Genomic DNA, 23273 nt, shown 5'->3' on the forward strand with positions numbered 1-23273 from the left:
AGGACGGCCATCACTCGATGCGCCGTCCTTCTTTTTGATATGTTTCCTGCTGGATTATCTCAGTAAACGGCAATCGGTCCGTATGGTCCATCCATGATTTCGAGATCGGTCTCAAAAATATCGGATAGCGTGTCCGCGACCATGATTTCCTGTACCGTACCGAACGCAGCAATCTGTCCATGTTTCATGGCACAAATATGGTCGGCATATTTCGCTGCAAAATTGATGTCGTGTAAGACGGTAATGATTGTTCGTCCGAGCTCATCCGCGACATGACGAAGATACCCCATCATTTGGACGGACCGGGCGATATCGAGATTGTTGAGCGGTTCATCCAGCAACACGTAATCCGTCTCCTGACATAAGACCATTGCGACATAAGCCCGTTGACGTTGTCCGCCTGACAGTTCGTCGAGATAACGGTTCTCGAGTGGTGTCAGGTCAAGAAAGTCGATGTATTTTGATGTGATGGCTTCGTCGTCCGGCGTCATGCGCCCCTGGGAGTAGGGGAAACGGCCGAACCCGACCAGTTGGCGAACCGTCAACCGGGTTACAAAATGATTTTCCTGACGAAGAATCGTCAGGATTTTTGCCAGATCCTTGGACTTCGTACTTGAGACATCGAGTCCTGCGACCTGGATCTGTCCTTCGTCGAGATGCAGCAGACGACCGATCATCATCAGTGTCGTCGATTTACCGGCGCCGTTCGGTCCGATCAGTGCGGTCAGCCCGGCTTGCGGGATTTCAAGTTCAAGCGGACCGATTTGGACATGATCCGAATACGTTTTTTTGACTTGCGTTAATTTAATCATAGGGACCCCTTTCGTAATAACACCGTTAAGAAAATCAGACCGCCAAAGAGTTCAATGATGACGGAGACGACGCTCGGTGCATTGAATATATGATACATGAAGAAATAGGCACTCGTCAGAACGAGAAAGCCGATCGAAAATGCCATCGGTAAGACGTATTTATGGTCGTATGTAGAAGCGACCTGATAACTGAGTGTGGCAACGAGAAAACCGAAAAACGTCAGTGGTCCAATCAGTGCCGTCGACATCGACATGAGTAAGGAAATGAGGATGAGGACATAGATGACACTTCGGCGGTGATTGACGCCGAACGAGGTCGCGACGTCTTTTCCAAGGGCGATGACATTCAGACGGTTCGCCGACAGAAACAACAAGATACTGACGATCAGAACGACCGGAATCACGATTGGAAAATAGGCAGCATCGGCATTTGTGACTGAACCGAACAGTCGCGCCTGCAGAATATCGAATTCGGACGGATCGAGCATCCGTCTCATGAAGCTTGCGAGAGAATTCAGTCCGGTGCCGAGGATGATGCCGATTAGCAACATGAGCTGTAAATCGGCATATTTTCCGGATAATAGCCATCCATAGAGGAGCAGACTCATCACGAGCATGAGACCGACTTGGGTCAAAAATGCTCCCGTCCCTGAAAAACCGATCAGAGCCCCTGCACCAAAGAAAAAGATCATCGACGTTTGAATCGTCGAGTACAGTGCATCGAATCCAAGCAGGGACGGTGTGATAATCCGGTTATTCGTGACCGAATGAAAGGCGACGGTGGCAAGGCTTTGGCAGAGTGCGGCAATCGCCATTGTCACGATGGCTGTGATCCGGCGTTCGACGACCGGCCAAAAGGACGGTGATTGAACGGGAACCGGATTGTTGTAGAGCAGGAGACCAAGCGAACAGAGCAGTCCACCGGACAAAAACAGGGACAACAAAATCCAGTAGCGGCGCGCAAGTCGCTTAGAAGGGAAGGCCGAAGCATTCCGGCTGCTCTTATGAGCGGTCGTTCGTTCAGCTGGGGAAGGTTTCGGTTTTCTGTGCATGACTGTACTCATCGAATACCTCCTCTTTTTCGTTGCCGCAACAGGATGAGAATGAAGACGGCTGCACCAACCGTTCCGAGAATCAGTGAAACCGGCAATTCAAAGGGTTGAATCAACGTCCGCGAAATTAAATCACTGACGAGAACCGTCCCCATCCCGATGATACAGACCCACGGCAAGTTACTGCGCAAGTCATCCCCGCGCATCATCGAGACGAGATTCGGCACGATCAGACCGAGAAACGGTAAGTTTCCGATAACCGTCGCGACGATGCCGACGGACAAGGCGATCAGACCCGTTGCAATGATCATCAGACGGTTGTAATGAATGCCGAGACTCGTCGCGATATCCTCGCCGAGACCGACTACTGTCAAACGATTGGCGAGAAAGAAAATACACATCGTGACCCCGACAATAATCCATAAGTATTCATAGCGCCCGATCTGGACGGATGAAAACGATCCGACAAACCATCCCTCCAGCGCCTGGCTCGCCCGGAAATATAAACCTAAGAAGGTGGAAATGGCTGAGATGACAGCACCGAGCATGAGTCCGATGATCGGTACGATCAATGAAGAACGGAGCTGGACTGAACGCAGGAACCAAAAGAACACCATCGTGCCGGCGAAAGCGAACACGATCGCACCGGTCATCCGCATCATCAATGTCGGTGCCGGAACAAGCAGATAGACGGTCAATAGTCCAAGTCCCGCCCATTCAATCGTGCCGGTCGTCGTCGGTTCGACGAGCCGGTTCTGTGTAATCAGTTGCATGACGAGTCCCGCCATCGCCATGGCTGCACCTGTCAGCATCAGGGCAATCGTCCTCGGGACACGTGTAATCCAAAACATAGAAAAGTCATTTGCCGTGTTCCCGAGATCATAGACTCCGGTAAACAGGGAAGTAACGGCAAGGAGACCGATGATCAGCAGGGCGATGATAAACGGTGGCGTCCAAACGACAGAAAAGGAAGGTCGAGCAATCGGCTCAACACTTCCATTCACTTGTTGCGGCTTGATCTGGTCCATTTACTTCACAAATGCTTTCGACACACTTTGAAAAAATTCTGAATAGGTCTGAATTGATTCGTTTAAGTACATGTCCTTTGGTGTATACACAATCCGGTCTTCTTTGACGGCTGTCGTCTTTTGAAGCGCCGGAGCACGATCGATGACATCTTCCGCCGGAACAGCATCTTTGGCGTTTCCGAGCGGAGCGTCACGGTCTAAAACAAGCAAACGGTCCGGATTGCTTTGCGCGATGGCTTCGACCGACACTTCGTCTCCTTGATCGTTACCTGATTTCTGCTTGACTTCAAGTGCCGGTTTCCAGCCGAAGATGTCATACATCGGTCCAAAGACACGACCGCTCATCGGAGCGGAGAAACCGATGTCTCCACCCGAGACGATGACCGACATGACGCTGTCTTTTCCGTTATAGGATTTTTTCACATCCTGAATCGACTGTTCGAAGGTCGAGACGAGTTGGTCGGCTTCTTTTTTCTTGGCAAAGATTTGACCGAGAGTGTGTGTCGTATCTTCAAGACCTTTGACTAACAGTTCACCCGGTGTTCCGGATGTTTCAGGCAATTCGATGTCCAAATCGATGACGGCAGCTTCCGGGACTAACTTTTTGATCTCGTCGTAGTAATCCGCAAAACGTTGACCGACGATGACGACATCCGGATTGACACCGGCGATGGCTTCGAGGTTTGGTTCGAAGTGCATGCCGACGTCGACGATTTCCTTGTCTTTGGCGTACGGCGATTCAGCCGGCAACAGTCCGACCGGAGCGGCAGCGAGCTCGACGTCCCAGGCAGCGAGTGTCTCGAATGTCCGGTTATCGAGTGCAACGACTTTCTTTGGTTGTACGGGTACCTTGACCGTACCGTGTGCATCCGTGATTTCGACCGTTTTTGTAGCAGATTGTTTACTGTCTGTAGTCGTTTCGTTCGCTGTGCCGCAAGCGGCAAGTAAGACGGCGAGTGAGCTCATCACCATCGATGTTTTGAGTGTCCCCATTTTAATTCATCTCCTTTTGGTTTTAGACAATGCATCAAATCAATTCTTTTGTGAATATGTATGTGTTTTTCTTTCACGAATTAACTGATAATGATTATCATTGTCATCTTCAAGTTGAATGATAACAAACAAAAATTGGAGATGCAATGACAATTTTTGTTTGCTTAACTTTCCGATTTTTTATTTCTATAAACTATACGGAAATAAAAATCTCGAAGTATTTTACAAAATTCATATGTTAATAAAGCAGCAATCACTTGCTGATAACGGTCAAATCAGCTGATATAATCATAAAAACAACAGAATTTAAATGATTAGAAGTTGAATGAATGTATTTGTTCACAACAGATACAAGCGTCGGATATTTTTCTGGAAAAGTAGAAGGACAAAGACTGAAGTGACTTCTTCATGTCTAAACAACTAGAGCGTGACGGCTTAAAGTCTGTTACATTTTTTTGGACATTCTCATTTTGAAGCATGAGGACTTCCGAGTTAGGGAAAAGAAAAACGAGCTGATAGCAGAGAGAAAGGGCGTGTGACGATTTGATCAGCAAACGAAAAAAACTTATTGTCCTGTCGTTCGCGTTGATGGCAATGGTACTTGGCGGATGTATCCGGATCCAATACGATGCGACGGTCCATACCGACAAAAGTGTCACCTTGAAAACGACATACGCGGCAAAAGAGCATCCTGTAGCGCGATTACTTAATCTGAACCCGGACTGGAATACGTATGTCAAACAGGCTGAGAAGAACGGGTACGCGGCAAAGACGTTCAAGACGCAGGATGATTACGAAGGCATCCGGATGGAAAAGAAATTTGCCAAATTCGAAGATTTGGCAACGATTAAAGATGAATGGAAAACAGGGATCGGCGGTATCCTCATCCCGCCGGATACAACGTATGAAGTCAAACAGGAAAAAGGATTTTGGTTTAATACGTATCGACTGGATACGAACATTGATTTAAGTATCGACCGGTTGAACATCAAAGGCTATCAGCCGACCGGACAGGTTAAAAAATTAGCCGATCGTTATCTCCGGCAGGCAGATATTGAAATCAATCTTCATGGACCGAAAGTGATTGGTCTGCAAAATGGGGAAAAAATCGACTGGTCGAATCATAATAATGTCTCGTGGAAACTGTACGGGACAAAGGCTAACGAGTTACAGCTGATCGCCTATGTTCCGAATCCGACCGGCTGGATCGTCACGGGAATCGTTTTGTTGATCGGGGTTTGTCTGCTTATCTTTTGGATTGTTCATCACGTCCGGAAATTACGCCGCAAACAACTGCAGACCATAGGTATCTCGGTACTCGTCTGTCTGCTTGTCGGTGGCAGTGCCTGGTGGTTCTTTGCCGACGAGACGTCGAGTGCACCACCGCCGACAAAACAGATTGTCGCGCAACAGGTCGGCGAAATCACGCCGACATTCATGGTTCACGGTCTGTTCGGGACAGAGCGGACCTTCCTGCCGATGATGGAGAACTTCACGAAAAAGAAGCTGGCAGATGACGGCGGACGATGTGATGTGTCACGAAATGGGAAAGTAGTTTGTGACGTCAAACCGTCTACGACCGGTTATCCGCTTGTCCGGATTGTCTTTGAAGACGATGAAGCAAGTCTTGCTAATCAACAAAAATGGCTCAGTACAGCAATTGAACAATATGACCAAAAGCAACAGGCGACGTTTACGGACATCCAACTCGTCGGTCACAGTATGGGCGGAGTCGATGTCGTCGCCTATATACTGAAAGAAGATATCCCGTACCATGTCCGAAAAGTCGTGACGCTCGATGCACCAATCAGCGGCTCGGATTATGCGACGCTCGGGCTGACGCTTGCTCCGTTCGGTACGAATACAAACAGTCCGGCGATTCAGGATTTGGCTGAAAACTCGGCGGCGATGAAAAATCTGAAGGATCGTTTGGAGACATGGCCCCGGGATGTGCTGGTCTATTCTTTTGGAGCGAAAGGTGGAGACTTCAATTTGATTCCGCTCAAAAGCTCGTTTGCGCTTGATGCGTATACGGATAACATTCAAACGAAATCCTATAAGTATGATCATTTTACGATCCATCGCCGGGAACCGGTTTTCAAAGAAGTCCGCAATTTTTTGTTTAAAGAAAATCTGGTCACAGAGACAGAGGAGGAACCGTCATGAAACGGATTGTCATCATCGGAGGCGGAATAGCGGGAGTCACCGCTGCGGCGTTACTCGCTCGAAACGGGCATGATGTGACTTTGTGCGAAGGAAGCCGTGAATGGGGCGGGTCAGCGGGTAAGTTTACCCGCAAAGACTTTACCTATCCGGTCGGTGCGACACTCGGAATGGGTTTTGAGTCCGGCGGTATTCATGACCGGGTGCTGCAGCACCTGCAAATCGACCAGCCTGTCGAATTGCTCGAAACCGTCATGACAATCAAGTTGGACGGGCATGATATCTTCTATTATCGGGAACGGGACCGTTTCATTGCGCATTTAAAGGACCAGTTTCCTGAGCAGGCAGATGCGATTCAACACTTTTTTGATGAACTGGACCGGATCCAGCAACACGTCCGACCGTTAATGCAGGCCTTACCGGCGTTACCGCTCAAAACGTTGCGTGATGCGCGGATGATTGTCCGGGAAACAAAAGCAAGTCTGCCGCTACTTCCCTATCTGGCGCGGACGGTTGGTGACATTCTCCGGAAACATCAGTTGGACGGGACGGTTTTTGCACAACTGATCGACGGGATTTTACTCGATAGCATGCAGACGGGAAAAGAAGCTTCGGCGTTGCTTGGAGCCGTTGCATTGTCGATTTATCATGACGGCGCGTATTACGTTCCGGGTGGACTGTATCAAGTCGCAGAACGTCTGAAAGCTGCTGCTGAAGCGGACGGAGCAACAGTATTGCTCGGTCGTAAAATCACCTCTGTCCGTCAAACGGCGGATGGCTTTTTAATCGAAGATCGGCGGGGACGACTTTTACTGGCCGATGCCGTCATCGGTGCCGTGCCGATCGAAGCGATGCAGAAACTGGTCGAACCGTCATTGCGACTTGCATTGGGCCGGACGTACAAGCGACAAGCTGACTTAACGCAGTGGGCAACATTTACGTATTACGCAGCGATTCCTGAGACAATCATTCAAGAGGATCACGCCTTTCGGCAAATTCACGATCCGCTTCTACCGTCGGGTCATGCGTTCATCTCCATATCCCGGACGGGAGACATCGAGCGGGCACCAATCGGGTGTCGGACGTTGACGATGTCCTGCCATATTCCGATCGGTCAGTTCGCACGCGACGACCGCGCGCAATATGACCGGCAAGTCGAAGCCATGCAGGAAAAGTTCGAAACGATTTTAGAACAAGAATTCCCCGGTTTTCAAGATCAAGTCATTGAACGCCATCCCGGTGGACCGGGTGCCTGGGTTCGCTATACATCACGTCCGGATGGCGGTGTCGGCGGATATCCGCAATTGCCGTCGACAAGTTTGTTTCGCGCTGCCTCGTTTCGGACGGGTGTCCCGGGACTTTATATCATCGGCGATACTGTATTTCCGGGTGCCGGAACAATCGGAGCGACGACTTCCGCCATTCATGTGGCCCGGGAGTTCGGTGTGAAGATTTAGAAAAGAGTTTGGGAAATAATGAAAGAAGCGGCCGGATGGTCGCTTTTTTTTGAGAACAGGATTATGATTGAGGCGAGACGGGAAGTAGTTATTCATGAGCGAAAAAAGAGAGAGAAGGAGTGAACGAGATTGAATCAGTTTGAAGACAAGTGTCAAGATTTCATTCAAGAACGTCGCCCGGAAGTCGGTCCGTTGATTTTTACAAACGCCCGCACCTTCATCAATGCCCGGGGATTAAGCGTATATGAACGAATTTATCAAGGAAAAGAAGAAGTCCGATTGGCGTTCGTCGAACAGACAGCCGGTCATCAAATCGTTTCATTGATGGAAAATACATTTGGAAACGGACTCGTCTACTTTGTGTCGACAGCGACAGCAACATGGGACGGCGAAAATTTCGGTGAATTTACGTTTTAACTACATAATGAGTCCCAGTCCGGTTGAGGCTGGGACTCTTTCATGTCGAAACTTGGATGCGTTTTTAAACGTATACGAAGTATGACAAAACATGCAGCGAGAAGGAGGAACCATCTTGCAACAACAATTAAAACCAAAATCATCGACCCGGCGTCTGGCGACCGTGTCCTTGATTTTCATGGCAGTCGGCTTTATCGTCTCATTGCCGTTTAAAGAAAACGATTGGGTATTTTGGTTGCAGAGCGGTTTTGAAGCAGGGCTTGTCGGCGGAATTGCAGACTGGTTTGCCATCACGGCATTATTCCGGCACCCGCTCGGATTGAAAATTCCCCATACGAACCTATTGCCGAAAAACCGGGAGCGGGTCATCGAGTCGATCGTCCAGATGCTCGAAAAAGACTTGCTCAATAAAGAGAGTATCGTTGAAAAGTTACGGCATATGACGCTCGCCGACCGTTTCATCAAATTGTTGCGTTCAATTGTCCTGTTACCGGCGTTTCGTTCGACGGTCACGGAACTGTTGGCCGGTATTCTACACAAACTGCCGAAAGAAGCGATCCTGAAGGTCGTCGATGAACGGATTTCCGACACGGTCAAAGCGTATCCATCCAAACGATTGGCAGAACGGCTGATGGGATTAAACGAGGAACGGCGTCTTGATGAACTCGCCATCGACCAATTGCTCGGGTACGGGCAACGGTTGCTCGAAGATCCCGTGATCCGTGATCAAATTGGCCGTTTGGCGTATCACGCCATGATTGATCAGGAAAAAAACACCTTTTTACGCGTTACGGCGAAGACGGTACAAAAAGTCTACTCGGAAGAACGGTTGAGCCTTGTCATTCAATCCGTCCTGCTGAGTGTGATTGAAGATATGAAGCAGGTGCATCACCCGAACCGTCTGGCGATTCTTGATCATGTACGCCGGAATTTGGCGCAATTGACGCAAGATGAAGAGCGGCTTGCAAAAATTGATCAATGGAAAGCAGCAGAAGTTGATCGTTTTGATTTGCAACCGGTCTTGAACCGGGCCTACACGACAGGAATCGAGGAGCTGAAAACGTACTTGGCATCTGATTCTTTCTGGGAAAATCGTGCTTTACCGTTGATGAACCAAGCGCTGAACGAGTGGGATCAGCATCCGACGTTCAAAGAAGAAAGTGACCGCTGGATGAAAGATCAGCTCGTACGGTTCGTGGATCAAAACCACCAAAAAATCGGCGGCCTGGTCCGGGAAAACTTAAACCGTTTTGATACGGAAACGTTGATTCATATGATTGAAGACAAGGTGGGGAACGATTTGCAATGGATTCGCGTTAACGGCGCGATTTGCGGATTTTTTATTGGTCTGATTCTTGGTGGGATCAAACTATTCATTGGTTGAGGGAGCGATTGTATGTGGCAGGAACAGTTACTGTTAGAAGACGACTATGACTTTGCCGGTATCCGGAAACGCCTTCGGGGTGACCGGTTACAGGTCGAACAGGACGGTCGGTTGTTTGTTCCGCTCTTGTTGCCGGAGGGAAACTTCATCGGTCAGATGGAAGCATCCGGTCCGCGGACACTGCTCTTGTCCGGAAACGGTCCACAGAAACCGATGGTGCAGCAATTGCGCCGCCGGTTTCGTCTGGATACGACGAATCCAAGCCAGCACTTATCAAACACCTCGCTTTCAGAAGTCGTGGCCACGTTTGGAGCGGAGCGGCTTGTGCTGGATATTAGTCCGTTCACTGCACTCATCCGGTCAATCATCCATCAACAAATCAATCTGGCCTTTGCGCAAGTCCTGATGGAACGGTTTTGCCGGACATTCGGAACGGAACAGGACGGGGTGATTTTCCCGCCGACGGCAGACCGGTTACGGAAGCTTGAACCGGAACAGCTTCGGGTACTGCAACTGTCCGGACGAAAAGTCGAGTACCTCCTGGGAGCAGCGCGGGCCGGGATTGATTTTGACCGGTTAACGGAAGCATCCGACGCAACGATCGCGGAGACATTGATTGCCTTAAAAGGAGTCGGTCCCTGGACGGTACAAAACGTTTTAATGTTCGGATACGGACGGGAGGACCTGTTTCCGGCGTCGGACATCGGCATTTTACGGGCGTTTGAGCACTTGCACGGGACCCGGCCGAGTGTTGAAGAGGCAGTTTCACTGGCGGAAGAATTTGCCCCATACCGTAGTCACGCCGCCTATCTGCTGTGGCGCTCGATTGAATAAGGAACTATTCTTGTCACCCCTCTAAGAGAACGGTATAATAAATGCGTTAAGAACGAGTCATAGTTTGTAGATATGATAAGCGTAGCGGGATCACCGCTTCCGATAGAGGGGACGAATGTTTATGTACACAGATGAACAAATCATCGAAAAGGCCAATGAGATCGCGAAAATGATTTCTGAGACATCAGAAGTAGAACGATTCAAAGCTGCTGAAGCAAACATCAACGGGAACGAAAAAGTTCAAAAGATGATGAAACAAATCAAGTTTCTGCAAAAAGAAGCCGTTAACTGCCAGCATTACGGTAAAACGGAAGCCTTGGCACGTGTCGAAGCAAAACTGGATAAATTATTCGCTGAACTCGACGAAATGCCCGTCGTGCAACAATTCCAGGAATCACAGGAAGAAGTAAACGGACTTCTTCAATACGTGACGGTGACGATTTCAAACGGCATCACGGATCAAATCATCGAAGCGACTGACGGCGATGTCTTGGCGGGGAAAACAGGCAGCGGCATGGATGCAGAAAATAAAAGCGGCGGTTGCGGCTATTAATCAATGAATTGAATTGGAAAAGCCGACGGATTCCCGTCGGCTTTTTACGCGAATGAGGTGAACAGCATGGAAGCAGTCCATAACACGCCGATGATGAAACAATATTTTTCGATTAAGGCCGACTATCCGGATGCCTTCTTGTTTTATCGGTTAGGTGATTTTTACGAATTATTTTTCGAAGATGCGAAACAAGTCGCACATGAACTCGAATTGACGCTGACAGCGAAAAACGGCAAAAATGCCGAACATCCGATTCCGATGTGCGGTGTCCCGCATCACGCAGCGAACGGTTACATCGAACAATTGATTGAACGGGGATACAAGGTGGCGCTGTGTGACCAGGTCGAAGATCCGAAGTTGACGAAAGGGCTCGTCAAACGCGAAGTCGTCCAAGTCATCACACCGGGAACCTTGATGTCATCGTTGACGGAAAAAGAAAACCGCTACCTGGTCGCCGTCGTCGAGCAGGACGGACGGTTCGGTATTGCCCGCGGAGACGTCTCGACCGGCGAAAGTGCCTTGACGAGCGTTGCGACGCTTGATGCGGTCGCAAAGGAGCTGAGCATCATCCTGCCGCGAGAAATCATCGTGACGACAAGTGAACATGAGGCAGCACTCAGCCATTTACAGATTCCATTGACGCAGAGTGCACGCCGGGAAAACCATCCTCACGGTGACCGGGCGATTGATACGGCACAAGCAGACGCCTTTGCTGTGCTCTATGCCTACATGCATGATACGCAAAAACGGTCGCTTGCCCACTTGCAACCGGCCATCGTTTACGAAGCGGCCGACTTCATGCAGCTCGAACCGAATACGGTCAAAAATCTGGAGCTGGTCCGGTCTGCCCGGACCGGCGATAAAAAGGGATCGTTACTGGGACTGCTTGACGTCACGGGTACGGCAATGGGCGGCCGGATGCTGAAGCGTTGGCTCGAAAAACCGTTGCTGTCACAACACACGATTGCCGAGCGGCTGGACGCCGTCGAAGAACTGCTGGCACATTATTTCGAGCGACAACAGTTGAAGGATACATTGCGGGAAGTTTATGACTTGGAACGATTGGTCGCAAAAGTCGGGTACGGGACCGCTTCCGCCCGCGATCTTGTCCAGTTGAAGTCAACGCTGCGTCTGATTCCGCGGATTCAAGCGGCACTTGAAGAATTACTCAGTGACCGGCTCGGACAGCTTGCACTTGGACTTGATCCGCACGATGAATTAACCGATCTGCTCGACCGTGCTTTTGTCGAGGCTCCACCGATTTCGACGAAAGATGGCGGAATGATCCGGACAGGATTTGATCCGGCGCTAGACGAATTACTGGTGGCGTCAAAAGACGGGAAGACGTGGCTGGCGACGCTTGAAGCAAGCGAACGGCAAGCGACGGGGATTAAGACGTTGAAAATCGGATACAACCGCGTCTTCGGTTATTACATCGAAGTATCACGGGCCAATGCCAAACTGTTGCCGGAAGGGCGTTATGAACGGAAACAGACACTTGCGAATGCGGAACGGTATGTGACGCCGGAACTGAAAGAGAAGGAAGCACTGATTCTCGGAGCTGAGGAAAAAAGTATCACGTTGGAATACGAACTGTTCTGTCAGGTCCGTGATCAGGTGAAGACACACATCGAAAGTCTGCAACGGGTCAGCCGGCGGATTGCCGAACTCGATGTTCTCGTCGCTTTGGCGGAAACCGCCGAACGGTATGATTACGTCCGACCAATCACGTTGACCGGTCGGAACGTAACGATCGAAAACGGGCGACATCCCGTCATCGAGACGGTATTGCCACGCGGGGAGTATGTTGCGAACGGCATCAATCTGAATGAAGACCGGGAAATGCTGTTAATCACAGGACCGAACATGTCCGGTAAATCGACGTATATGCGCCAGTTTGCCTTGATTGCCTTACTGCATCAAATCGGATCATTCGTCCCGGCAAGCCGGGCCGAGTTACCGATTTTCGATCAAATCTTCACGCGAATCGGGGCAGCGGACGATTTAGTCAGCGGTCAATCGACCTTCATGGTCGAGATGGTCGAAACGCAAGAAGCGTTGACACGGGCAACCGATAAATCGTTGATTCTCCTGGACGAGATTGGCCGAGGAACGTCGACGTACGATGGAATGGCGCTCGCACAGGCCATTGTCGAACATATTGCAGAGCACGTCGGCGCAAAAACCTTGTTCTCGACCCATTATCATGAACTGACGGTCCTTGAGGACTCGATGCCGCGTCTCGCGAATGTCCATGTCCGGGCTGTCGAACAGGATGGACGGGTCGTATTCTTACACGAAGTCCGGGACGGGAAAGCCGATCAATCGTACGGTATCCATGTCGCGCGCTTAGCCGATTTACCGGATGCCTTGATTGCCCGGGCGGAAGTACTGTTATCTGAATTTGAACAAGCCGATGAAAGGATGGTCGTACCACCCAAACAAACGACAGTTCAGGCGGAACCCGTTGATCAACTGAGTCTCTTTGCTGAGACGGATCCGGTCCGGGAGACGGTACAGACACTGGATTTAATCAATATGACACCACTTGAAGCATTAAACACGCTGTACCGTCTGCAGGCGGAAGCGAGAAAATAAGGAGGACGTCAGGCATGGGAATCATTCGGGAACTATCCGATTCGCTTGCGAACCGGATTGCGGCAGGTGAGGTCGTCGAACGCCCTGCCTCCGTCGTCAAGGAACTGGTTGAAAATGCGCTCGATGCGGGTGCGACACAAATCGATGTCGAACTGGAAGAAGCGGGAATGAAGCGGATGACGATCCGCGACAACGGACACGGTTTTTATCCGGAAGACGCGGAACTGGCGTTTGTCCGGCACGCGACAAGCAAAATAAAGGATGAACACGATTTATTCCGCATCAAGACGCTTGGATTCCGCGGCGAAGCCTTGGCGTCGATTGCATCTGTCAGTAAAGTCACCTTAAAGACGAAACGGGAAGAGCAGGAAGGGATTCAGCTGACACTTGACTGCGGACGGCTGACGAATCGGTCGGCGATTGCCATGAACCGGGGGACGGAGCTGACGGTCGAGCAACTGTTCTTTAATACACCGGCCCGACTGAAGTATTTGAAGACGACACATACGGAACTGGCCGCCATCACGGACATTTTGAACCGGGTCGCTTTTGCCCATCCGGAAGTCAAACTGTACGCGGTTCACGAAGGAAAAGTCTTGATTCAGACCAATGGTTCGGGTGACGTCCGGCAGGCACTTGCCAGTGTCTACGGGCATCAGACGATTCAGGGAACGCTTGTCGCAACCGGTACGACGGCTGATTATCAGTTGACGTGTCATCTTGTGAAGCCGGAAGTGACCCGGGCATCGAAAAATTACATCACCTTGATCTTAAACGGACGTTCGGTCAAAAACTTTGCCCTGACGCAAGCCGTTTTAAACGGCTATCACACGTTGTTGCCGATTGGGCGTTTTCCGATTGCTGTCATCGAAGTGACGATGGATCCGTTGTTGATTGATGTCAATGTCCACCCGGCGAAACGGGAAGTCCGTCTGTCAAAGGAGGCGGAACTCTGTCAATTGATTCAGGAGACAATCCGCTTAACGCTCAGCCGGCAGACGTTGATTCCGAAAGTGACACCGCCGAAACCTAAAAAAGATCCGAGTGCGCAGGAAAAATTAGAATTTTCCTATGTGGCGGAGCCGGTCGAGGAATTGTCTTCCCGGTCTGTCTGGAATTATCCGATTCCGAAACGGACCGAAGCCGGGAACGAGCCTGTCCCGTCAGGCAGCCGGATTCAAAAACCGGACCAATCAATCGAAGTACTGCATGAACCAGTCCCGGAACAAGTGGAACAGCCGGCCGCGACGGGTCCGAAGTTTCCGCATCTCGATGTCATCGGACAGCTCCATTCGTCTTATATCGTCTGTTCGGGAGCGGACGGGATGTATCTGATTGATCAGCATGCCGCGCAGGAACGGATTAAATATGAGACCTATAAGGTCATGTTCGGTCGTCCGCTTGAGCAGAAGCAACAGTTGTTGTTGCCGTATACTTTTGAGATTGCGAGTGACGATATGCGGCGGATGGAGGAAGTTTTGCCGCTACTGCGTGATGTCGGGATCGAACTCGAAGCTTTTGGTCCACAAAGCTTCATCGTCCGGGAAGTCCCGACCTGGTTCCCGTCGCACCGGCAGGAAGAGACAATCCAGGAATTGATGGATGAAGCCCTGATGAAACGAAAAGTCGACCTGGAAACGTACCGGGAAGATGCGGCGATCATGATGGCATGTAAAAAATCGATCAAAGCCAATCATCCGCTGAATTACGAGATGATGCGGCAGTTGATCGTCGACCTCGCTAAAACCGAGATGCCGTTCACCTGTCCGCACGGCCGACCGGTCATCATCGAATGGACGACGTATGAACTCGAAAAACTGTTTAAACGGATTATGTGACGAAAGAAGAGGCATCTGTCTTACGACAGGAGGCTCTTCTTTTTTTGTGCTAGGACAGAAAAAGAAGGGAACTGCTGTGAGAACGGTTACTTATATAAATCCGGGTAATTTCATTGATTGTTCACAAACTGAGGCGGATAATAGGACCCGAATACGTTAAACAAGGGGAAATCATTATGCGTTCAAAATTATTATTGAGTGTGACAATCCTACTGCAGATTGTCCTCATTTCCTGTTTCGCCATGATCGGGGATGTTGTGAGTACAGGACTGCAGTTGCCGTTACCCGGAAATATCATCGGCTTGATTTTATTGTATCTGGCATTAAAAAGCCGGCTGCTCAAAATCAGCTACGTCGAGCACGGGGGACGGGTCCTGTTGCTCGTCATGCCGCTATTTTTTGTACCGGCCTTATCCGGTATCATGGATTACACGGTTTTCATGCGTCAATCCGGCCTTCAGGTCCTGATCATCCTGATCATCAGCAGTCTGTTGACATTAACCGGATCCGCTTTTCTCGTCGATCGATTGGCCCGACGCAAAGAGGGGATCGATGCCCATGAGTGAAGGACTATTTTGGCTGGTGTTGACGACTTTGCTGTTTGGCGGCGCGTTTTGGTTGTACCGGGCGTTTCCGTTTGTCTGGACGCTGCCGATTTTGACCGTGACGGCGGCCGTGATTGTCATCTTATCGCTCAGCGGTACGACGCATGCTGTATACATGTCAGGCGGACAGTATTTATCACGGATGCTCGGACCGGCCATTACAGCATTTGCGATTCCGTTGTATCAGGTCCGGCATCATGTCCGGAAGTTTTTACCGGAAATCGCACTTGGTGTCGGGATTGGAACCATCATTGCCCTGACATCCGACTTACTGCTTGGTCTGTTATTGCATCTTGGCCGGACGACCAATCTTGCTTTGTTACCAAAGTCGGTGACATTGCCTGTTGCTTTGGCGATTTCGGAACGATCCGGCGGCACGCTTGCTTTAACCGCGACCTTTGTTCTTGTGACAGGGCTTGTCGGTTCGATTGTCGGTCCGCGCCTGATGACAGGGCTCCGGATCCGTCATTTTGTCGGACGCGGTGTCGGACTGGCATCGATTGCCCATGTCATGGGAGCGACGAAATCAATGAGTCTCGATCAGCGGGAAGGGGCGGTTGGTTTACTGACGATGATTTTGACGGCAATTCTCGCCAGCGTCCTTGCACCGTGGATCATTCAAATTGTATATTAAAGGAAACTCCTGCCAAGGAAAGATAAAGGTGGTATATCCGGACAATGATTATTTGGGTCAATGGTACATTCGGTGTCGGTAAAACGACGGCTGCCCGAGGATTACAGCAACGAATCACAGGCTCGTATTTATTTGACCCTGAGTTGACAGGTCAACTGTTACGCCAACAGCTTCCGCAAGAGAACCAGGCTGATGATTTTCAAGATGAGCCGCTTTGGCGCCGGTTGAATTTGTTAATGCTCGAACAACTGGATCAAGGTTCTGCCGTCATCATCGTACCGATGACGTTAACAAATAGTACGTATTTTGAAGAAATCATCGGGACGTTAAGAAAAAACGGACACCATGTTCACCATGTAGCATTGATGGCGAGTCCGAAAACCGTCAGACGACGGTTGCGAAGCCGGTTTGAACGCGGACAGTCCTGGGGCGGGAAACAAGCCGAGGACCGGTTGCGTGAGCTTTCCCATCCGCTCTTCTCGCATCATCTCCAGACGGACGGGATGTCGAAACAGCAAATCGTTGATGCCATCGGATTAGTCTGTAATCTCCGGTTATTGCCGCCACGGAGCGTAAGAGACAGGATTGAAACGGCAGGATTGAGGGAAATAAAGGTGTGATGCGAAACGAAAGTTTCGTATCACACTTTTATTTTTATAGTTTTAGTAGGAGGCTTTAGCAATATGAAACAATGGATGACTGAAAAACTAGGGAGACAGCTGATGGCGGTATTTTACAGCGTGTTTGCCTGGAGTGTACTCACATCTGTCGCCAGTTATCTTTATATCGACAATTCGGCTGGTCAGACGAAGGAACAAGTACTTGCTCAACTGCAACAAACCCAGTGGTTCTGGTTTTTGAACTTATTGATTTTTCTTTTATGCTTATTATTCATCGTCCGACCGTTGATTGGCCGGCTGACGATGCAGTTACATGAACTGAATATCAAAAGTCAGCGACTCGCGGAAGGAAAATCAATTTCGCTCGAACACGATGTACTGGTGGAGAACGAAGTCGGACAGCTGACGGAATCCTTTTATCGGATGGCCCGTTCAATCTCCTCGCAACACACGGAGCTGTCACGAAAAAATCAGTTGATGGAACAGAATCAAGAAGCCCTTAAAAGTAAACAAACGGAACTGGAACAGGCACTCGAAGTCACACGTTCGAACGAACTGCATCTGCAGGACCGCAATGAACTGATTGAAACACTTGCTTCGAAGGAAAGTTTGTTTGATTATTCATCGGTCATCAGTACGATTGTCCGTTTGACGAAAACCGAGTTTGGAGCCCTGTTATTGATTAAAAACAATGTGATCTCATCCGTCGTTCCAAAAGAAATGACGGAAGAACAGCAGGAGAGCCTGAAAACCGAATCGTTACTGCTCAAACGGGTCATGATTTCGAAAGAACGTGCCAATTCTTCGAAAAAAGTCGCAAATGACAGTTTGATTGGTTTCCCGTATTACATTTATGAAGCCGTCATCCCCGTCATGGATCAGGCGAAAGATGAACTGATTGCCTGTCTCTATCTGGCACGGTTCGATCAATCCTTCAACATAAAAGAATTGAATGAACTGGAATCGTTTTCGAAACAGATTGCAATTTCCTTGATGCGGATGTCACTGTATGAACAAATGGAATACGAACGAAAAGAGACAGCCCAACTGCTGAATTCAGTCCGGGAAGCCATCCTCTATATCAAACATGACGAAAAAACGATTCTTGGAAATCAGGCGTTATTTGATATCTTCGAATCGTTACAGATCGAAGAAGACAACGATTCGATGACATTCCTCGAAGTACGGCCGGAGACGATGTTTGAGCAGGTCGATCAAAAAGAGGCATTTGAAGCGTATTTTGAAGAAGTCTTATCGGGTCAGATTCCGGAAGGGATGTTTTCGTTATCGATTGATCAAGGGGAATACTTCATTCAGGTCTACGCGGAAGAAATCATGCTTAGTGAACAAGCGAAAGGAACGATTCTTGTGTTCCGGGACGTGACGGCGGAAACGGAAGTTGACCGGATGAAGTCGGAACTTGTCTCGACCGTCTCACATGAACTGCGGACACCGCTCTCTTCCATTTACGGGTTCACGGAACTGATGCTGAAACGGAAGTTGGATCCGGAACGGAACAAACGCTACCTGCAGACGATTCATGATGAATCGAAACGATTGACGGATCTTGTCAGCGATTTCTTAAATGTTCAACGGATGGAGTCCGGGAAACAGTCCTACGATAAAGAAGTGTTTGATCTGATTGATACGGTCCGGGAACAGACACGTTTTTATCAGGCGTCAACCGAACAACATCGTCTGCAGCTGGATGTCGATGAGAACCATGAGTTTTTGATTCATGCGGATAAAAACAGCATGAAACAACTGCTCGGTAATTTACTTCATAATGCAATCAAATATTCACCGGACGGCGGCGATGTCGTCATCTCGCTGACGCATCACCACAATCAGATTGAGTTAAGTGTCCGTGACTTTGGATTAGGGATTCCAAGCAGTGCGATGCCACATCTGTTCAGCAAGTTTTACCGGGTCGACAATTCCGACAGCCGTAAAATCGGCGGAACGGGCTTAGGTCTCTCGATCTGTAAAGAAATTGTCCGGGCACATGACGGCAATATTGATGTCGAATCCATTTTAGGGGAAGGTACCGTGTTTAAGGTGTTGTTACCAAGTGTCTCCGATACATTGATTGAAATGAATTAAATCAAATAGGACAGGGCAGGAAGTGCGGAAAAGAATCATCCGCGTATCCTGTCCTGTTTTTCGTGAACAGTGAGGTTTCTCATACCGGGAGAGGATAGAAGAAAAGTGGATGAGAGCAAATTCCATGCGATTTTCTGAAAACATTTGGTGACGAAACGGCTGTTTTCCTTGCAAATCGTTTCAGATATGCAGGGATTGTCGGTCTTGGAAAGCTCTCGCTATAGTGGGGATACAGATAGAAACCACACGATTTAGGGAGAGATGAAGATGGACATACAGACGTTATATGAACAAATCGTTCAGGATCCGTCAACGGATGAGATGCAGGAAAATGCGAATGTCGATGGGAAATCGCCGCTCGGAAAGCTGAACCGTCTTGCCGGTGTCGCGGCAAAACAGATGATGCAGGACATGTTGTTATCAGCAGAAGCGAAACAGGCACTTGTTGAAAATATCATCTATGTCCACGATGCCGACTATTATGTGACCGGGACGACGACCTGTGTTCAACTGCCGCTCGGGCGATTGTTAACGGACGGTTTTACGATGACCCACGGATCGATCCGTCCGGCACAGGATATCCGGTCGGCCCTGGCACTCGCTGCCATCATCATGCAGGCGAATCAAAATATGCAACACGGCGGACAGTCCTATCCGATGTTTGATTATGATCTGGCTCCGTTTGTCGAAAAAACCTTTCAGCGGCAACTGAAGAAAATCCGGGAACTGGTTCCGAAATGGTCAAATCGACGCAAGCGGGCCTATGCGATGTCTGAAACATATGAGATGACCTATCAAGCATGTGAAGCGTTTATTCATAATACGAATTCGATGCATTCACGCGGTGGCGGCCAAGTGCCGTTCATTTCCATCAATTACGGAACAGATACCTCAACGTTCGGCCGGCTGTTGATTCGGGCACTGCTTGAAGCCACTCGGGCAGGACTTGGAAAAGGGGAGACGCCGATTTTTCCGATCCAGATTTTTAAGGTTAAAACAGGAGTCAATTTTCAGTCGGAGGACCCGAACTATGATTTGTTTCAACTGGCGACGGAAGTGACCGGGAAACGTCTGTTTCCGAACTTTGCTTTTCTCGATGCGCCGTTTAACCAATCGACTGGTACACCGGACGAAGAAGTGGCCTACATGGGGTGCCGGACACGTGTGCTTGAGAACCGGCAAGGTCGAGCTTCTGTCGTCGGACGGGGAAATCTGTCATTTACGAGTCTGAATCTTGTACGCCTTGCCTTGATGACGCAGAGTCTCGATCGGATGTTTGAAGCGGTCTCCGCTTATACGGCAGTGATTTGCGAACAATTACTGGAACGCTATCATTACCAAGCCAACCGGACGGCAGACGAGTTTACCTTTTTATATCGGCATATCTGGCGGGACGGACAGACGCTGGCTGAATCAGACCGGGTCGAACCGGTCTTACGGCAAGGAACGTTATCCGTCGGGTTCATCGGTTTGGCGGAAGCGTTGATCGTCCTGACGGGGCAACATCACGGGGAGTCGAAACTTGCCCACGAAATCGGTCAAGCCTTGATTCGATTGATGCGGACGGTTGTCGATCAGTACGGGGAAAAAACCGGACTGAATTTTTCTCTGCTCGCAACACCGGCGGAAGGACTATCCGGAAAATTCACGGCCGCGGATGCCGAGCGATTTGGTGTAATGGAACGTGTGACCGATAAACCGTATTATACGAACTCATTTCATCTGCCGGTCGATACGACGGTGACCATCCGTGAAAAAATTCGTTTGGAAGCACCATTTCATGCCTTATGCAACGGTGGACATATCACGTATGTCGAGACGGACGGGGCTCTCGCGGAAAATCCAAAAGCAATCGAAGACATCGTCCGCCTGATGGCAGAAGCCGGTATCGGATACGGGTCGATCAATCATCCGATTGACCGCTGTCTGACGTGCCGGACGGAGCAGACGATTGAAACCTCCTGTCCGGTGTGCGGCGGAACAGAGATTGAACGGATTCGCCGGATTACCGGATACCTGGTCGGAACGATGGACCGGTGGAATCCTGCGAAGCGGGCGGAAGAACGGGATCGGGTGAAACATGCGACTACTCCACATTCTCGCTGATTCCGTCGTCGACGGACCCGGCCTCCGGACGGTCATCTTTTTTGCCGGTTGTCCCCACCAGTGTGCGGGGTGCCATAATCCGGAGTCTTGGGCGATGGATGGCGGCGCAGACTACACGGTTCGCCAAGTCCTGGAACAGATTGAAGGCATCGGTTCACGCCGGATTACGATTTCCGGCGGGGAACCGTTTTTGCAACGTACTGCCCTGGCAGAACTGGTTCACGCGTTAGCCGGCTGCGACATCTATCTGTTTACCGGTTACCGGATTGAACAGTTGCTGGAAGATACGCAAGCCCGACAGATTCTGTCACAGATTGATGGTTTAGTTGACGGGCGGTATATCAAAACCCTTCATGATTCTTCCCTGTCGATTCGTGGCAGTACGAATCAACGTATCTTGACGAGGGAACAGCTTCAGACTTTTCTAGGATAAAAAACAGGTCGTTTCTTCTCATGATAGAGAGGAAACGACCTGTTTGAGGTTTAAGCATATTTCTTTTCACGTGCTTCATCAATGTGAACGACGTCTTGCTCGACTTTCCGTTTCTTAATGAAGAACGATAATCCTAAAGCCAGTAAGGCGAGCAACGTGGCGATGAAGAACGTATCATTGATGCCTTCGACCATCGATTGTGTGATGATCGTTTGCGGATTCGTCCCGGGCGTTGCATTTGCCGTCAGTTCTTTGGCATAGTCAGCGGTCCGTGATGTCATGACCGTAACGAGCAGTCCTGAACCGATCGCACCGGATACTTGCGACAACGTATTGTTAAGTGCCGTTCCGTGCGGTGTCAAATGTTGCGGGATATGATTCAATCCGTTTGTCATAACCGGCATCATGACCATTGAGATCCCGAGGAAGCGTAATGTGTACATGATGACGAGGAACGAATACGCTGTATCCGCCGTCAGACGACTGAAGAAGAAAGTTGTCAGGACGGTCAAAGACAGACCGATCATGGCAAGGACCCGGGCACCAAAGCGGTCAAACAGACGACCGGTAATTGGTGACATGAATGCCATGACGAGTGCACCCGGCAACATCAAGAGACCGGAATGGAACGGTGAAATACCGCGAATCGTCTGGACGTAAATCGGCATCAGGATCATGGCGGAGAACATCGACATGTTCAAGACCATTGAAATGCCTTGCGATAGAGCGAACATCGGGTATTTAAAGATTCGGAACTCAAGCATAGGTTCATCGAGCCGGAATTGGCGTATAATGAACGAAGCGAGACTGATCACACCAATGGCGAGAGCACCGATGACGGTCCAAGATCCCCAACCGGCAGACCCGGCTGAACTGAAACCGTACAGTAATCCGCCGAAGCCGAAGCTTGATAAGACCAGTGAAAGTTTTTCAAGACGCAGTGTACTCGTGACGACTTCTTTCTTTAATAAGAAGAATCCGATGACGAGGACCAGCAGGGAAATCGGTGTAACGATATGGAACAGCATCCGCCATTCGTAATGTTCAAGCACCCAGCCGGACAACGTCGGGCCAATGGCGGGAGCAAACGTGATGACAAGACCGAAGATGCCCATCGCTTGTCCACGTTTCTCAATCGGGAAGCCGTTTAACAGAACGTTCATGAGAAGCGGCATCATGATGGCGGAACCGGATGCTTGCAACATCCGCGAACCAAGCAGGACCGGAAACAGATCGGCTTGACCGGCGACGATTGTGCCGATCGAGAACAATCCCATTGCCGTTAAGAACAATTGGCGTGTCGAAAACTTTTGAACAAGAAAGGCGGACGTCGGAATCATGATTCCGTTGACGAGCATGTAACCCGTTGTCAGCCATTGAGCGGTGCTTGCTTCAATGTTGAATGATTTCATGATGGATGGTAAAGCGATATTTAACAGCGTCGAGTTCAGGACAGCGACGAAGGCGCCGGCCATCAAGACCGCTAAAATTAAATAAAGACGAGATGATTGCTTCGTTGATTGCATTTCGTTATGCTCCTTTTGTACAGTAAGTCTAGTTTGTTATACACTGATTCTACAACTTAGCTATCTTACCGTCTCAAGCAAAACATTACAAATTATTTGCTTTATACACTAAAGTAA

Annotated in this window: 19 protein-coding genes; 14 read left to right on the forward strand and 5 right to left on the reverse strand. The window is 49.6% G+C overall.

Annotation, left to right across the window (positions count from 1 at the left end):
• Positions 1–59 precede the first annotated feature (59 nt).
• Genes ACP26N_RS05470 through ACP26N_RS05485 form a run of 4 tightly spaced genes read right to left on the reverse strand, consistent with a single transcriptional unit; the run spans position 60 to position 3885 of the window.
• Positions 60–812, reverse strand: coding sequence for an ABC transporter ATP-binding protein (locus tag ACP26N_RS05470; protein WP_131973132.1), 753 nt, complete (start codon positions 810–812; stop codon positions 60–62).
• Positions 809–1864 (reverse strand): iron chelate uptake ABC transporter family permease subunit, encoded by a 1056-nt coding sequence (locus tag ACP26N_RS05475; RefSeq protein WP_426355393.1) that lies wholly within the window; start codon positions 1862–1864, stop codon positions 809–811. Before ACP26N_RS05475 ends, ACP26N_RS05470 begins: the two co-directional genes overlap by 4 nt.
• Before the next feature lie 8 nt (positions 1865–1872).
• The gene (locus ACP26N_RS05480) at positions 1873–2892 is read right to left on the reverse strand and encodes an ABC transporter permease (RefSeq protein WP_188005297.1); all 1020 of its coding nucleotides are present in this window, start codon (positions 2890–2892) and stop codon (positions 1873–1875) included.
• Positions 2893–3885, reverse strand: coding sequence for a siderophore ABC transporter substrate-binding protein (locus ACP26N_RS05485; RefSeq protein WP_131973129.1), 993 nt, complete (start codon positions 3883–3885; stop codon positions 2893–2895).
• Between the two features lie 543 nt (positions 3886–4428).
• On the opposite strand from ACP26N_RS05485, the gene ACP26N_RS05490 reads away from it, so the two are divergent.
• From ACP26N_RS05490 to nrdG, 14 genes are all read left to right on the forward strand, one after another.
• Positions 4429–6051, forward strand: a complete 1623-nt coding sequence (locus tag ACP26N_RS05490; protein WP_214853886.1) for a DUF3153 domain-containing protein — start codon at positions 4429–4431, stop codon at positions 6049–6051.
• Positions 6048–7505, forward strand: a complete 1458-nt coding sequence (locus tag ACP26N_RS05495) for a phytoene desaturase family protein (protein WP_426354978.1) — start codon at positions 6048–6050, stop codon at positions 7503–7505. The genes ACP26N_RS05490 and ACP26N_RS05495 overlap by 4 nt, the downstream gene beginning before the upstream one ends.
• Positions 7506–7634: 129 nt before the next feature.
• Positions 7635–7922, forward strand: coding sequence for a hypothetical protein (locus ACP26N_RS05500; protein ID WP_131503017.1), 288 nt, complete (start codon positions 7635–7637; stop codon positions 7920–7922).
• A gap of 115 nt (positions 7923–8037) precedes the next feature.
• The gene (locus tag ACP26N_RS05505) at positions 8038–9306 is read left to right on the forward strand and encodes a DUF445 domain-containing protein (RefSeq protein WP_426354979.1); all 1269 of its coding nucleotides are present in this window, start codon (positions 8038–8040) and stop codon (positions 9304–9306) included.
• Between the two features lie 12 nt (positions 9307–9318).
• Complete coding sequence (locus ACP26N_RS05510) at positions 9319–10140, forward strand: DNA-3-methyladenine glycosylase family protein (protein ID WP_131503015.1); 822 nt, start codon at positions 9319–9321, stop codon at positions 10138–10140.
• 115 nt (positions 10141–10255) lie between these two features.
• Positions 10256–10693 carry a RicAFT regulatory complex protein RicA family protein gene (locus tag ACP26N_RS05515; RefSeq protein WP_188005300.1) on the forward strand — a complete coding sequence of 146 codons (438 nt, stop codon included), beginning with the start codon at positions 10256–10258 and terminating at the stop codon, positions 10691–10693.
• 66 nt (positions 10694–10759) lie between these two features.
• The gene (mutS, locus tag ACP26N_RS05520; protein WP_131503014.1) at positions 10760–13291 is read left to right on the forward strand and encodes a DNA mismatch repair protein MutS; all 2532 of its coding nucleotides are present in this window, start codon (positions 10760–10762) and stop codon (positions 13289–13291) included.
• 14 nt (positions 13292–13305) lie between these two features.
• Positions 13306–15129, forward strand: coding sequence for a DNA mismatch repair endonuclease MutL (gene mutL / locus ACP26N_RS05525; RefSeq protein WP_131973124.1), 1824 nt, complete (start codon positions 13306–13308; stop codon positions 15127–15129).
• Positions 15130–15305: 176 nt separating this feature from the next.
• The gene (locus ACP26N_RS05530; RefSeq protein WP_426354981.1) at positions 15306–15695 is read left to right on the forward strand and encodes a CidA/LrgA family protein; all 390 of its coding nucleotides are present in this window, start codon (positions 15306–15308) and stop codon (positions 15693–15695) included.
• Entirely contained in the window at positions 15688–16368 is a 681-nt protein-coding gene (locus ACP26N_RS05535) for an LrgB family protein (protein ID WP_251138678.1), read from the forward strand. The genes ACP26N_RS05530 and ACP26N_RS05535 overlap by 8 nt, the downstream gene beginning before the upstream one ends.
• Positions 16369–16412: 44 nt before the next feature.
• On the forward strand, positions 16413–16988 hold the full coding sequence (locus tag ACP26N_RS05540; protein WP_131503010.1) for an AAA family ATPase: 576 nt from the start codon (positions 16413–16415) through the stop codon (positions 16986–16988).
• 63 nt (positions 16989–17051) lie between these two features.
• Positions 17052–19091: an ATP-binding protein gene (locus ACP26N_RS05545; RefSeq protein ID WP_131503009.1), complete on the forward strand. Its 2040-nt coding sequence runs from the start codon at positions 17052–17054 to the stop codon at positions 19089–19091.
• A 267-nt stretch (positions 19092–19358) separates the two neighbouring features.
• Entirely contained in the window at positions 19359–21197 is a 1839-nt protein-coding gene (locus ACP26N_RS05550) for an anaerobic ribonucleoside triphosphate reductase (protein WP_131503008.1), read from the forward strand.
• Positions 21172–21630, forward strand: coding sequence for an anaerobic ribonucleoside-triphosphate reductase activating protein (gene nrdG, locus ACP26N_RS05555; protein ID WP_188005303.1), 459 nt, complete (start codon positions 21172–21174; stop codon positions 21628–21630). Before ACP26N_RS05550 ends, nrdG begins: the two co-directional genes overlap by 26 nt.
• A 50-nt stretch (positions 21631–21680) precedes the next feature.
• Here nrdG and ACP26N_RS05560 read toward each other — a convergent pair whose 3' ends face one another.
• Positions 21681–23156 (reverse strand): DHA2 family efflux MFS transporter permease subunit, encoded by a 1476-nt coding sequence (locus ACP26N_RS05560; protein WP_131973120.1) that lies wholly within the window; start codon positions 23154–23156, stop codon positions 21681–21683.
• Positions 23157–23273 lie beyond the last annotated feature (117 nt).

Source organism: Exiguobacterium sp. R-39, assembly GCF_049942815.1.
Lineage (GTDB): Bacteria > Bacillota > Bacilli > Exiguobacteriales > Exiguobacteriaceae > Exiguobacterium_A.